The organism is Enterococcus sp. LJL51, from assembly GCF_049894025.1.
Taxonomy (GTDB): Bacteria; Bacillota; Bacilli; order Lactobacillales; family Enterococcaceae; genus Enterococcus_L.
Genome location: NZ_JBNEQE010000001.1, coordinates 166,178 through 180,209, shown reverse-complemented (window position 1 = coordinate 180,209; position 14,032 = coordinate 166,178). Strand labels below are relative to the sequence as shown.

Sequence of the window (14,032 nt, the reverse complement as noted above, 5' to 3'; positions counted from 1 at the left end):
GCAGTAGATTTATTTAATGATACATCTATAGCTGGAAGGAGCCGGATATAATGGGCGAAGTACGTAAAATCAAAAAGGATGAAATTCCTGCAATGCTCGAATTAGGAGCGTATGCGTTTAATGTTGAAATTTCAGAGCGTTGGAGAAAACGTTTTGACTGGATTGTGAAGCATTCAGATGGGTATGGCTATTTTGAAGGGGAGACGTTGACTAGTCAGCTATTGGCTACACCTTTTAAAGTAAATTTTCATGGAGTCGAATATAAAATGGCTGGAATTGGTTGTGTATCTTCATATCCTGAGTATAGAGGACAGGGAAGCATCACAGCGCTGATAAAAACGATGCTTGTAGAATCAGCGAGGAATAAGGTAGCGTTGTCCTATTTAGCGCCGTTTTCATATCCTTTTTATCGTCGCTATGGCTATGAACAAATCTTTGAACAGATTGAATATAAAGTTAATCCGCAAGACTGGCCGATTAGTAAGGCATCAAAAGGACGTATCCATCGTGTTACTTGGAAAGAAGCAAAGGCAGTGATTCAAAAAATATACATACAAAAAAAAGATAATCAACGTGGAGGCGTGATAAGATCAGACTGGTGGCTGGAGTATAAGTTTGACTTAGGAAATGAATACTTATTTGCCTTATACGAAAATGACTTAGGAGAAATAGACGGCTACCTGGTATATCAGGTGAGCGGAGAGCGCTTTACTATATACGAGTGGTCTTGCCTAACTGGTGAAGGCTATAGTATGTTGAACCGTTTTATTGGCTCGCATAATGGAGCCACTCAGGAATTCTTTTATAAAAAAGGATTCTCTGGAGAGGATAACAGCTTTTTAATGCCGGCTCCTTTGCTTCAAATGCAGCTGACACCTTATATGATGGGAAGAATAGTGGATATTGAAACCTTCATTACCGATTACCCTTTTCAATACGCAGATGAAGAGTATACATATTATTTGACTATTAAAGATGAGTATGCGAATTGGAATGAGGGAACTTGGAAACTAATTTTAAAGAACGGAAGGACATTTTTTGAAAAGGTAGCTAATTCAAAAGAAATAGATAAAGAGAAAATGATGAGTGCTGGGATTCAAGAATGGACACAGCTGTTTATGGGCTATCGCTCAGGTGAAGCATTAAGCTTTTATGGAAAGCTCATTGGTGAGTTAGAAGAAATTCGCCAGTTAGATCAGCTGCTGCCGAAAGGTAAACCGATTCTAGAAGATTATTTTTGATTATTATTTGGAAAAAACACCAGCGGAAAAGCTTTCCGGCTGGTGTTTCGGCAAATATAAAGTTAGATAAAGGTTATTTCTCTTTTTTATCCGCTTCTTTATCAGTTGCTTTTTGTTCTTTCAGAGCTTGCTTAAAGATTTCTTCCTTTTCCTGCTTATAATTGTCCTGTCGTTCCGCAAATACCTTCTCTTTTGGTTTGTCAGTCATACAATCAACTCTCCTTTTTCTCTTCTTACTATAATCTTAGCATTGACAGCGCTTGATTTCGATATATATGCCTACAATTACTGAGAAAAAGAAAATATTTTCCTTTTCCGAATAATGATTGACAGAAAAGAGGAAGAATCATAAAATGAAATGGTATGCTTTTATTACTGAGCTACTATATGTAGCTTTGATAAAGATAGAAACTCTGCCAAAGCTTGATAGGTTAAATATCAACTGAAAACAGGCTTCCTTAGTAAAATGGATATTACGTAAGGGCTTGTTGAACAAGTGCCAAATTGAATATGTCCCCGTACCTCAGTAGGATAGAGGGTTCGCCTCCTAAGCGAAACGTCGCTGGTTCGATTCCAGTCGGGGACGTCACGATTGACATGCTGAAAGCCTTTAGCAGTAAAGGCCTTCAGCTTTTTATTATAGTTCAGTATAAAAAAATTCCAAGTGAGTATAATCGTTAACAATACTACCTTTTATCGTAACTTTATCTGAAATATCAAGTTCTAGAATTTTTTGCACGACTGACCTTAATGTCTTGTTTGCATCCTCAAATTTTTTATTCCAGCACTTTCTTTCTATGAATATAGAAAAAAGGTATCCAGTTTCAAGAGTTTTTTCTATCAAAATGAAGTTCCTATTTAACGATATTTTATAGGATAAATGCTGCTGCAATTAATAGATAGCTCCATTTAAAATCTTTTTTGCAAAGTACATAAAGTATCCCTGCTAGAATAGAAAATGAAACTGTAAATAGGCCGCCACTAAATCCCTGTAATAGAAAGTGCATCAATCCCCAAGTTAATGCTAAAAAAACACCGCCGCTAGGAATATTATGATTCAGTAAAAATTGTTTTTCCGCAAATTGTTGACCAAATACGATAGTTAATACAATAAGTGCTGACTCGCCTAAGTAATAAAAAATCTGTAGCATATAAGTGAGAATACTTTTATTTGAACCATTAGTAAATTCTACGAATGGTTTGAACCCACCAAAGCCAAAAAAGGTTATTATTGTAATTAATATAATAAGCATGAATGCAATGGAAAATTCTTTGTTCGATAATTGATGTTTAAAGTGAAATACATTAAATTCAAATTTTCTTTTTGCATATTGTATTAATAAAATGGCGAAAGTAAACCAAAGAATCCCAGTTAAAACAGAATTTAAATTTTTATTTAATGGTGTAAAACCTAATGTATTTACCAAAAAACCAAGTAACAATTCCAAACTGAATCCTGCAAACCCATATAAGCCCAACCAAAGAAATTCAATAGGCTGTATTGTTTTCTGTTTTTGTATCCCCGTCATTGTTAAATCTCCTTTTTTATATAGCATTAAATTACATTATACAGGTGTTGATAAGTATACTTCAATATCTTTTGCTAGATAATAGTAAAAGACTGACGTAAAATATCTAAAAGTTAGTGTGACATAGCTCATTGAGTTGTAGCTCACTCACATGGAATCCATATAAATTGTAGAAGTAGAGTGTATATATCGCTATTTTAACTGCGAAGAGTAATTGCAGGAGCAGCTATTTTGCTGCTTAGAAAGAATCGTAGCTTTCCATGATGAGTTCAGCGATTTAAGAATAAGGTGAATATTATTATAAAACTAATCTAAATAAGAAGACACTATGAGAAGAGTGAACGAGGTAGTCTGTTTTTTTGATTTTCTTTCATAAACAACAAAAAAAGTAAAAAAACAAAAGCTCAATATTTTAAGGATGTCAGATATGTTGTATCTTGAAATGTTTCTAGCCAAAATAGTGAATGAAGGATTCCTGCACTAAGCTTTTTCTATACACATTGGTTTAATGAAGTCCATAATAACATAAAAGAAAAAAATTTTTTTTTTAAACAAATTAATGCATTAAATTGAAAATAAAAAGTTAATTAAGTGCTTTTATTAGTCTTTATGTATGATAAAATTAAGTTATTCGAATGAAAGGAATGATTCAATGAAAAAGTTATTTGTGGGAAGTATGATGGTAATAGCTATGTTAGCGGCTGTAGGAAGCGGCGGTCCCGTCCATGGAGAAGAAAATGGCAATGATAAAGTATATATACCAGATTACAGTATTAGAGCCAATGTTTTTGGTGAGCTAGGAATACAGGAGCCGGAAGAGAGCTTTATCCCCTCGATTAATCAATTGGGGACACTGAACTATATGACAGTTTTTGGTTCAGGAGACGGTTCATTTGGGAGTCTACATGGATTTCAGTATATGAAGAATGTAAAAGAATTAGACGGAGGCTACAATGATAATATTCAAGATTTTCGTCCAATTAGCGGAATGACCTCCTTGGAAAGAATCAATATGAGTATGAATGTTTTCGAAGACAGAGATAGCGCAGTAGATATATCTTTTGCTCAGCACTTACCTAATCTAAAAGAGTTTGTATTTGAATACAATGTGCTTGATTTGACGCCGCTAAATGAAATAGAGAATCTAAAGAAAATTTCGGTTGGAAACTGGGGTGATCGGAATATTGTGAAAGGATCACAGCAAATTGTTTCTCGAAGTACTAAAGAATTTATGATGGTAAATCCTGTGACCTATTCAACTCAGTTCGAGGATATTGATTTGACAGTAACAGCAGTAGACACATCTGGCAACTTATTGGACGTATCTGTTAGTGAAGATGAAAAAGTTTTTACTATTAGCGATATTCCTGAAAATATGGAAAGCATTAAACTTCAGATTGAGAAAAGCAATTATGAAGTGGATTCAAATTATGTTCAACATATATCAATGTACAATGTTCCTTTGTATTGGAATTAATGAATAAATTTTATAAGCATTTTGGCTACTAAAACATACTAAGATTAGTGGGTAAGGTATTCGACGGAATACCTTACCCACTATATTTTTAATTAAGCCCAGTCTCCATTGCGGAATACTGGTACGCGTGTTCCATCTTTTCTGATTCCATCAATATTCATTTGGTCAGAACCAACCATGAAATCAACGTGTGTCTGACTGCGGTTTAAGCCGGCTTCTGTCAGTTCTTCTTCGGTCATGCTTGTTCCATTTTTGATGCTGAAGGCATAGGCTGAACCTAAAGCAAGGTGATTCGAGGCATTTTCATCAAATAGCGTATTATAAAATGTAATCCCTGATTGAGAGATTGGTGATGGGTCAGGTACTAAGGCCACTTCACCCAAACGCTTGGCTCCTTCATCGATTTGCAAAAGTCCTTCCAGAGCTTTTTGTCCTTCTTCAGCAGAAAAATCGATGACCTGTCCGTCTTTGAAAGTAAATTTCATGCCGGAAATAGTTGTACCGGCGTAGCTTAATGGTTTTGTGCTGGAAATAAAGCCGTCCACACGACGAGCATCCGGCGCAGTAAATACTTCTTCAGTCGGCATATTTGCCATGAACTTTTCACCGCGGGCATTGTAGCTGCCGGGACCTTCCCAGAGATGATTTTCCGGTAAGCCAATCGTAATATCCGTTCCCGGTGCGGTATAGTGAAGGGCGGTAAACTGTTCTTTATTTAGTGCTTCTTTTTTTGCAGCAAGAGTTTGATCATGCTTGTTCCAAGCTGCAACGGGGTCTTCCTCGTAAATGCGCGTTGTTTTGAAAATCTCATTCCAGAGAGCATCAACTTGTTCATCTGTTGTTTTCAGGTCGGGAAAGACCTTCGCTGCCCATTCTTTGCCAGCAGCTGCAACAACTGTCCAACTGATTTTATTGGCCTGAGTGGCTTTTCTCAGTCCCAAAAGGGCTTTGCCAGCCGTACTTTGATAAGTCGCTACACGTTGAGAATCAACACCGGCTAAAGCATCTGGATTAGAAGAAACGACGCTGATTCTGCTAGCTTCCCGATCGATCCAGTCATTGACTTGATCTGCTTTATAAGCTGGATAATTTTCTAAATATTGTTCATCCGCATGAGTAAGAAAGCTCTTTTGAATTTGATCATCTGTCCATTGTACAATGACTTCAGCGGCCCCCATTTGATAGGCTTCCTCTGTAATAAGACGAGCTAAAGGAGCCTGATCAACATCAATATGCAGAACGATTGTATGACCCGGCTGGACATTGACTCCGGTTTCTACAATTAAATGAGCATATTTTTTTAATAAAGTTTCAAAATTTGATAAAGTCATGAAACATCCTCCTAAAATGCATTTACTAAACGTAAATATCATAACACGTAAAAACTGCAAACTCAATTGAATCACTCGAAGTTGAACCTGGAAAAAATGGGTATTTTCGTCCTATTTTAATGATTTTTCTAAAAAGAGAAGTTGTATTTTGCAGAAATCTGCAATCGTGTTACAATAACAGTAGATATGATATGGAAGCTTTGTTGAGGATAGGTAGAGAGGATTGAGAATATGGCAAGAAAAAAAACGATTACAAAAGACCAAATACTGAATGCTGCCTACGATGTAGTAGCAACCGAAGGATTCTCGAAATTTACAGCAAGAAATATCGCAGCAAAAATGAAGTGTTCTACTCAACCGATTTATTTGGAATTTGAAAATATGGATGACTTAAAAGAGGCGCTGTTTGCTAAGATTCACCGTTACCTTTCTACAGAAGTATTTCCTGTGGAGCATACTGGAAATACAATTATTGATTTGGCTTTGAACTATATTCATTTCGCAAAAAATGAAAGCAAGTTATACCGTGCTTTATATCTGGAAGAATATGGGGGCGGTCAGCGAATGCAGGAGTTTTCATATACGTACTTCTCAAATGCAGTCAAGCAGGATGCTGAGTATGCAGATTTGGATGAAGTTAAAATTAATTCATTACATATGGGAACTTGGATCGTTGCCACGGGGATTGCTGCACTTATGACCTCGGGAATCATTTCGGCTACAGACGAACAGATTGAAGATTTAATGAAAGAAAGCATCAATACCGTTTTAAAGCGTGAGAAGCCCATTGATATTCATTAGAAAATTATATGAAAGAAAAACTATTAAACAGCAGAGGATAATGCCGCTAACGGTGACATTATCCTCTGCTTTGGTTTTATTATAGTAAGGAATGAAAAAGAGTGTTGCCAAGGTCAGCTCATTGCTGAAAGCTAATCTTTTTCAGCTCTGACCTTAGTTCTTGAAACGTCTAGCTTCATTCATACTAGCTTATCTCTTATTTACCTGTGGCGATAAATGGCGCAACCATTCCTGCCAAAGCTTCAACATTTCTTGTTTGAATAAGCACTGTACCCCGGCCATGGAATTCATTGACTAAACCTTCACCTGTAGTGAAGCCGAAAAGACCAGATGCTACTTTAATGTTGTAGTCTAATGATTCTGTCCAAGCAACGACATGCTGATTGTCGATGACGAACGGTTGGCTGCCGTCAAGCTCTAATTCAACGATATCTCCATAAGCATTAACCAAAAGCGTTCCTTTGCCGGCTGTTTCCATTACGAAGAAACCGCCAGTACCGCCAAAGAAGGCAGTGCTTACTTTTTGACGTTTCATCTGATAAGAAACAGTTGAATCACAGGCTAGAAAAGCCCCGTCATTTAAGCGCCAGTGTTCCATTCCTACCTGTAGCTCACGAATAGCGCCAGGGGTTCCTGGAGCTAGTGCAATTCGTGCTCCGTCTGTTAAACCAGTTGCCTGAGTGATGAAGAAGCTTTCGCCGCTGCTCATTGAACGGCCTAATGCACGGATTGCTCCGCCAATTCCGGATTGCCCGTTACTGTTCATTTTTCCTTCCAGATTTACTTGCCCGTTGTGATAAACCATCGCTCCCCGTTCAAGTTGTATCATTTCCCCATTACGTAAAGTCACCTCTACTAATGGAAACAACGTGTTTTCTGTCATTGTATACTCCATCCAGTACATCTCCTTTAAAAAAAATTAATAAATTTAAAAATAGTAGCTGTAAATAATTATAACTTTATTCCTAGATAATTCAAAGAAAATTCGAAATTAAGAACGTTTTGTTCACAGTTCTTCAATAGATTCAGGATAGACTGAAAGAGAAAAGTTTGGGAGAAACACAGGCGTAAAGGAGAGAGAAGAACATGCAGGAAATTTTAAAGATAAAAGGGCTGTCAAAAAGCTTTGGACCTCAGCTGGTTCTAGAAGATGTTGACTTAACCATTGATACTCCTCAGATTATTGCTTTGGTCGCACCGAACGGTACGGGGAAAACTACTCTGTTGAATCTAATTACAGATATTGAAACACCTGATGAAGGGGAAATCACTATATTTGGCAGACCAAACAGCGATTATGAAATCTTTTATGATATGGCTTATTTACAAGATCCTTCAATTCTTTATCAGCAGCTGACCGGGTGGGATCATATGGAATTCATTCGACAAGAGCATAAAAAAACTAAAGGCGAGATGCAGGCACTTGTAGAAGAGCTAGGGATGGCCAGCTATATGAAAAAAAAGGTCAAAAACTATTCTTTGGGAATGAAGCAGCATCTTCTGCTGGGAATTGCATTAATGGGAGAGCCCAAGCTTCTATTGATGGACGAACCGTTGAATGGACTGGACCCAGGCAGTATTGTTCAAGTTAGAGAAATCATGAATAAGTTATATAAAAAAGGGGTGACAATTATTGTATCCTCTCACAATCTGGAGGAAATAGAGCGGGTTACTGACAATGTTCTGTTTCTCCATGACGGGGAACTTATCTCCAAAGACAATGTAAACTTTGAAGAAACTGAGTATGAATTTATATTATTAGAGCAGGAGCTGGCAGCGAACTTTCTTGACCAAATCGATGTGTCTTATCAATTAGTTGATTCTTATAAAATTTGCGGTTCATTCTGTTCAGAACAGCTATTAGCCTTTAAAGCCTTTTGCTCTGAGCAGCAGCTGACAGTTTTTGATCAGCGGATGGCCAGAGGCACTTTGGAGACAATGTATTATCATTTATTTTCAAAGGCTCAGCGTGTGTAGTAGATGAAGTTTGAGTGGGTAAAATGGAAAAGAAATCCTAAAAATGGTTTATTGTTGGTCTTGTTGGTTCTGGTATTTAGTGTTCAGCTGGCAGAGCATTGGGACAGCAGCACTCGTTTAGGTGAGGGGGATTACACCGAACTAAAGGCTATGGGGGAAGAGATTCAGCCACCTCAAAACTACACAGGATCGTCAGAGCCGTACAAAATGCTGCATCATTTGAATGAAGCAGGAGAGCCTCGCTCAGATAAAGATAAGGAACAATATCAGCGCGTAGTCTCTGTTCTTTATCTTTTAGAAGATGAAAATGCAGCCCGTAGAAATGGACAGGACGAACTGCGGCTGCAGCTACAAAGCGAGCGACTGGTACTGCAGATTGCCTATATGGAGGCAGGCGGAACAGAATGGCAACTGTTGTCGAGAAAGGATGCTGAGAAGCAGCTGGCCCGAAACCACTGGCTAATGGAAAGAGGGCTGACTATTGAAGAATTAACCACCAGTCCTAAAGGTGCGTATTTTCTCTACTCGTTTCTACAATGGTGGATGAGTATTGGCGGTGCAGTATTACTTGTCGGCTTTTTATTTTTTGATTATTTGACTAGTGAATATGAACGGAGTAATTATTTACTGCTGGCTGTCCAGCCGACTTCTAGACGAAAACGCTATTTTAATAAAATGCAGACCGCAGCTGTAATTCTAGTTGTTCTTGTTTTAGGCGGAGTGATTTTGAGTTATACAATAGCCAGTCTTCTCTTTGGTTCCGGCAGTATAAACTATCCGATTCTAATCGAATATGCATCAGGCTTTGGTTTTATACCCTTGGGAGAATACTTAGTAAAAGCAATTGTTCTACAGCTGCTGTATATGTTGTTCTTACTTCAGTTTTTATTCCTGCTTTCGGAAATCATCAGAAAGTCTTTGGAAGTTTTAGGCGTTTTTCTTTTTCTTCTGCTGGTACCGAATATCCTGCTGCCGTTTATTGCCGATGCGGGTGCCGGACGCTGGATTCCTTTTCTATATATGGATGTTCATACTTATATTACTGAAACAAACGGCTTTTTCCACTCACCGTTATTTAGCATTATTGTGCTTCTTTTAGGTAATATTGTTCTATGGAAGCTAGGAGTTTGGGTGGTGAAAAAGAGATGAAAAAATTATGGTTGTTTGAAGAAAAGAAGCTTTGGCAAACTGGAAAAGTTTATCTTTTCCTAGCAGGTGGATTTCTGCTGCTGGTTACTTTGTTTGGTTTTAACAGCTATATGAGCCATCAGGAAAATGAAGCAATTCAGGAGGAAGGACAGCTTTCCAAGCCAGTTATGAATCAGAATGACTTTAATAAGGAACAGGCTGCCTATTTAGAGGGAGTAAATTTATCCATTGAGCTTCAAGAGGCAGATTTTAGAGAGCGTGCAGATAAAGGACAGAATATCGATGATATCTTGACGCTGCCAACCTATCCCTATTATCGGACTGCGCTGAACAAGGAACTGCTTTCAAAAGAGCTGCCGCCTCAATCCATGCGGTATGGAACCAAAAACAGTCTATTTGCTGCTGTTTTTCTGACCTATGCTGCGAGTATTCTCGGGATTATCTACGCTTTGTTTTTATTCGGAGACAGTTTTTCCGGTGAACTTGAAGCAGGAACAATGAGGTTGGGGTTAAGTCAGCCAATTCGCCGTAGAGATTTGTTTTTCAGCAAATATTTACTAGCAGTGCTGCACAGTTTTTTGACTATTGCCGGATTGACTGGGATAGCATTTGTAGTGGGAAGTCTTTTCTCTGGCGGCAGTAGTATTTTCTACCCAGTAATCGTTTTTACAGAAATTTCAATGACGTTTATCCCAGTTATTCAATATATGCTTCAAGTACTATTGTTGCTTTTATTTGTTCTATTATTCTGCTTCGCTCTGCATTTTCTAATTAGCACCATTGTCAGAAAAACGATAGTTTCTCTTACACTGACTGTATTTTTATTATTAGAGGGCTATCTAGTCAGCGTTTCTTCCGCAGATTTTTTACGAAAAATAGCTCATCTTAATCCATTTACGTATTTAAATGTAGGGAAAGTTTTCATTGGTTATGATTTTCGTTCCTATGGTCAATATAGCATCGAAAATCAGGAATACTATGCGAATTGGTGTCTGCCCAGAGTGCTGCACAATCCGTCGATTGGAATGTCTTCCGGAATGATTTGTCTAATAGCTGCAGCAGCGATTCTTTTGTTAATAGGCAACTATTGTTTTAAGCGGAATGTTTATTGGAAAAAATAAAGAAATCAGTAATGAAAAAGCAGCCTAAAGCACATTTGTTCTTTGGCTGCTTCTCTTGATTTGTCGGGTGTAGTTCCAGCCATTTTATAATAAGTAATGGTTGTAAACTTAGTAATAGTAGGGGATGCTGTGAGAGTTCTTTACTAATAATGCCTCTCGTTAGTAAAGGAATGATTCTAATTAGGAAATTATAATGGAAACTTTACTTTTTAATGGTTAAAACATAAAATGATAAGGTATGTATTTTAATGTATATAAATTCCGCAGCCGTGCTGCCGTCCGGTTCTATCTCCTTTGCTTATCCTTATAAGAAAAGGTGCTTCATCTAGATAGAAACTTTTACAGGATTTATATAGAAGGAGATTTGTGTGAAAACTTTTTTAAATAAAATCAGCAGCCTTTTTAATTGGCTGAGAGATAAAAAAATTTTATTGAGTATCGGCTTGCTTCTGTTAATTCTTTTTAGTAATCTCTATCTTCAATGGTGTCAAAATAATTTGTCCTATGACCTAGCCTTTAAATTTGCCTTTTCCTGGCATTCTGAGAAATTCTTTTTAGGTTGTGCCGCAACAGCAGTATTTTTGCTGTTTTGGATTACTCTATCCGGTTCAGTGAAAGTGGGCAGCTTGATTTATGCGATTATTATTGGAGTCTTGGGATTTGCGGATTATCAGAAAATGTATTATCGGACAGAACCGATTTATCCGGATGATTTAAAGATGATTACCGAATTTGGACTTTTAAGAGAAATGGTAGGAACGCTCCCGTTTGTGCTTATTTTGCTGATTGCTGCAGCGGGGATTGGTGCCTTTGGCTGGGCTGTCTATAAGAGCTTTTTCAAACCAAAGAAATTTCAAATCATTCGAGGGGTGTTGCTTCTTTGCTCAGCAATACTACTCCTGTATATCAGCGACTTTAACAATCCGAATAACCTTCTGAGAAAAGGCTACAACCGAACAGCACTATGGATTCCTTATAGTCAAAAGATGAACTATTACAATACTGGATTTATCGGAGGCTTTCTTTATAATATGAAGGTTACAGCGATGGATGAGCCGGAAAATTATTCCAAAGAAGCTATTACAGACATTGTTGAAAAGTATAATAAGCAGGCTGAAATGAGAAATCAAGAAGCAGTAGAAGAGCAGCCGAATATCATTTATGTAATGAGTGAGAGCTTCTCTGATCCATTGGCGCTGGAAGGCATTACTGCGAATAAAAACCCGCTGGCGGTTTATGATAAAATTGCTGAGCAAACCTACAGTGGTCAGATGTTGTCTCAGAACTACGGCGGTGGGACGGCGAATATCGAGTTCGAGGCACTAACAGGCTTGTCCATGGAACTGTTTAATGCACAGCTGACAACCCCCTATACGATGCTTCTTCCAAAGCTGGATGAACTGCCTTCAATTGTTTCACTATTGAAAGGTGAGGGATATCAAGCAACAGCTATACATCCATATAATACATCGATGTATAAACGAAAAGATAACTATGATCTGCTGGGGTTTGATGAGTTTCTATATGAAGAGACGATGACGCACACGGATACACAGCAGAACAATCCATATATATCAGATGAAGCCGCTTATCAGGAGGTTATGGATTTGCTGGAGGAAGAGAATCAGCCGCAGTTTGTTCATCTAGTGACAATGCAGACCCATATGCCGTATTCTGATAAGTATACTGATTTAGACTATTCGTCACAAAGTCAGGGGAATAAAAAAACGATAGACAGTTATATGCAGGACGTTGCTTATAGTAGTCAGGCGCTTCAGGATTTTCTCACGGAGCTGAATCAGCTGAACCGTCGAACGCTGGTAGTTTTCTGGGGAGATCATCTGCCAAGTATCTACTCCGATGAAATTAAGGCGGAGAATGAAGAAGCTGCTATGCACAAAACAGAGTTTATGATGTACGATACAGAAGGGGAGCTTTCAGAACAAAAAAAACATGATGCAGTAACAAGTCCGTTTTATTTTGGTGCCTCTCTGTTTGAACAGAGTAACTTAAAAACAACTGGCTTTTATCAGCTGCTTTTAGATGTTCAGAGAGCAGTTCCGGCATTTGAAAAAGGTTTTTATTACAACACTAATGGAGAATGGACAAAAGAGTTGAGCTTAAATCAGACACAGAAAGAATATTATGAGGCCTATCGGCTGATTCAGTATGATATTGTTTCTGGTGAAAAGTATAGTTTGAAGGCTGCTTTTTTTGATCCAGCATCTGAATAATAGCAATATTAGGATAGGGCTGCTGTTTATTTGCAGAGTCAGCAGCGAGTGTTTAATTAAAGGAGTATAAGTATGGGGTTCAAGAAAAAAGACAATCAAATCTATTACAACCCGATTCGCCGGGCAGTATTAAATCATCAAATGATTCAGCCGGGAGATAAGGTTGCTGTGGGAATGAGTGGAGGAAAAGACAGCACTAGTCTGCTTTATTTTCTGGACATGATTAAAAAGCAGGAACGACTGGGTTTTTCTTTCGATATCGTTCCGATTTCTCTCGATATGGCGTTTGATATGGATATTCAGCCGCTGACAGCATTTGTGGAGAGCCTGGGCTATTCATTAGACGTTGTACCAACAAACATTGCCAAGGTTGTCTTTGATATTCGGGAAGAGCGTTCGCCGTGTTCGTTATGCGCGAAGCTGCGAAGAGGGATTTTATACAATCGAGCAAAGGAACTTGGGTGCAACAAGGTTGCTTTGGGTCATCATTTAGATGATGCAGTGGAAACCTATTTTATGAACTTTTTATTCCATGGAAAAATGGCCAGCTTTGAGCCAATTAGCTATTTAACTAAAACGAATATTACATTGATTCGCCCGCTGCTTTATTTGCAGGAAAAAGAAATTATCCGTATGGTTAAGCGGGAAGCGCTGCCGGTCATTTTCAATCCTTGTCCAGTGGATAAAAAGACAAAGCGTGAAGAAGTCAAACAGCTGATTGCTGGTCTTTCTGATAGTTATCCAGATATTCGGGAAAAATTTGTCATGGGAATGGAACAGGGAACAATAGAAGATTTTTGGACAAAAAGCATGAGTAAAAAAGAAGACTGAAAATCAAGAGTAAATCATCTATTTCTTATAAGCTGCAGCATGGTCAACTGGTCAGTACTGCAGCTTTTTTTGGCTAATGAAAAAGGGGCTGCAATACGTTGGTTGGTCAAATATTTCGTAATGAATTTTTCCTGACATTTTAAGTAGAAAAACCTAAAAGACGGACAGCTGACAGATAAAATGAACTTGCGTTAATCCTAAACCATCAGAAGGAGTGTTTTCTGTGATGACTAAGGTGAATAGAGCAGATACATCATAAATGACGCAAAAACTGTAATTATTTTCACTCAAAATGAACGGCGGTTTTTCTTGCGCTTCTTTCTGATATCGGGCATAATAAT

General features: G+C 38.0%; 12 protein-coding genes and 1 tRNA gene. 9 read left to right on the top strand and 4 right to left on the bottom strand.

Translation table 11 applies throughout. The features are described from left to right. Positions 1 to 50 precede the first annotated feature (50 nt). Positions 51 to 1,241, top strand: a complete 1,191-nt coding sequence (locus tag ACPWSO_RS00800) for a GNAT family N-acetyltransferase (RefSeq protein ID WP_426080865.1) — start codon at positions 51 to 53, stop codon at positions 1,239 to 1,241. Between the two features lie 73 nt (positions 1,242 to 1,314). On the opposite strand, the gene ACPWSO_RS00795 is transcribed toward ACPWSO_RS00800, so the two are convergent. Then, a complete protein-coding gene (locus ACPWSO_RS00795; RefSeq protein WP_426080864.1) occupies positions 1,315 to 1,449 on the bottom strand; it encodes a hypothetical protein in 135 nt (44 codons plus the stop codon). A 304-nt stretch (positions 1,450 to 1,753) separates the two neighbouring features. On the opposite strand from ACPWSO_RS00795, the gene ACPWSO_RS00790 reads away from it, so the two are divergent. After that, a tRNA-Arg gene (locus ACPWSO_RS00790) sits at positions 1,754 to 1,827 on the top strand. Positions 1,828 to 2,110: 283 nt separating this feature from the next. Here the strand turns inward: ACPWSO_RS00790 and ACPWSO_RS00785 are convergent. Then, positions 2,111 to 2,770 (bottom strand): hypothetical protein, encoded by a 660-nt coding sequence (locus ACPWSO_RS00785; protein WP_426080863.1) that lies wholly within the window; start codon positions 2,768 to 2,770, stop codon positions 2,111 to 2,113. Positions 2,771 to 3,422: 652 nt separating this feature from the next. On the opposite strand from ACPWSO_RS00785, the gene ACPWSO_RS00780 reads away from it, so the two are divergent. After that, positions 3,423 to 4,247: a hypothetical protein gene (locus tag ACPWSO_RS00780; RefSeq protein WP_426080862.1), complete on the top strand. Its 825-nt coding sequence runs from the start codon at positions 3,423 to 3,425 to the stop codon at positions 4,245 to 4,247. A gap of 92 nt (positions 4,248 to 4,339) precedes the next feature. Here the strand turns inward: ACPWSO_RS00780 and ACPWSO_RS00775 are convergent, their stop codons facing one another. After that, positions 4,340 to 5,578: an aminopeptidase gene (locus ACPWSO_RS00775; protein WP_426080861.1), complete on the bottom strand. Its 1,239-nt coding sequence runs from the start codon at positions 5,576 to 5,578 to the stop codon at positions 4,340 to 4,342. A gap of 231 nt (positions 5,579 to 5,809) precedes the next feature. Here ACPWSO_RS00775 and ACPWSO_RS00770 point away from each other — a divergent pair, with 231 nt between their 5' ends. Beyond that, positions 5,810 to 6,379 carry a TetR/AcrR family transcriptional regulator gene (locus tag ACPWSO_RS00770; protein WP_426080860.1) on the top strand — a complete coding sequence of 190 codons (570 nt, stop codon included), beginning with the start codon at positions 5,810 to 5,812 and terminating at the stop codon, positions 6,377 to 6,379. A 196-nt stretch (positions 6,380 to 6,575) separates the two neighbouring features. Here ACPWSO_RS00770 and ACPWSO_RS00765 read toward each other — a convergent pair whose 3' ends face one another. Continuing rightward, a complete protein-coding gene (locus ACPWSO_RS00765; protein ID WP_426080859.1) occupies positions 6,576 to 7,274 on the bottom strand; it encodes a TIGR00266 family protein in 699 nt (232 codons plus the stop codon). 191 nt (positions 7,275 to 7,465) lie between these two features. Between ACPWSO_RS00765 and ACPWSO_RS00760 the strand changes: the two genes are divergently transcribed. The 5 genes from ACPWSO_RS00760 to ACPWSO_RS00740 all read left to right on the top strand — a co-directional run bounded on the left by ACPWSO_RS00760 (position 7,466) and on the right by ACPWSO_RS00740 (position 13,691). Then, positions 7,466 to 8,356 carry an ABC transporter ATP-binding protein gene (locus ACPWSO_RS00760; RefSeq protein WP_426080858.1) on the top strand — a complete coding sequence of 297 codons (891 nt, stop codon included), beginning with the start codon at positions 7,466 to 7,468 and terminating at the stop codon, positions 8,354 to 8,356. Between the two features lie 3 nt (positions 8,357 to 8,359). Continuing rightward, positions 8,360 to 9,505, top strand: coding sequence for an ABC transporter permease subunit (locus ACPWSO_RS00755; protein ID WP_426080857.1), 1,146 nt, complete (start codon positions 8,360 to 8,362; stop codon positions 9,503 to 9,505). After that, entirely contained in the window at positions 9,502 to 10,626 is a 1,125-nt protein-coding gene (locus ACPWSO_RS00750; RefSeq protein WP_426080856.1) for an ABC transporter permease, read from the top strand. Before ACPWSO_RS00755 ends, ACPWSO_RS00750 begins: the two co-directional genes overlap by 4 nt. A gap of 368 nt (positions 10,627 to 10,994) precedes the next feature. Then, entirely contained in the window at positions 10,995 to 12,860 is a 1,866-nt protein-coding gene (locus ACPWSO_RS00745) for an LTA synthase family protein (protein WP_426080855.1), read from the top strand. 72 nt (positions 12,861 to 12,932) lie between these two features. Continuing rightward, positions 12,933 to 13,691: a tRNA 2-thiocytidine biosynthesis TtcA family protein gene (locus ACPWSO_RS00740; protein WP_426080854.1), complete on the top strand. Its 759-nt coding sequence runs from the start codon at positions 12,933 to 12,935 to the stop codon at positions 13,689 to 13,691. Positions 13,692 to 14,032 lie beyond the last annotated feature (341 nt).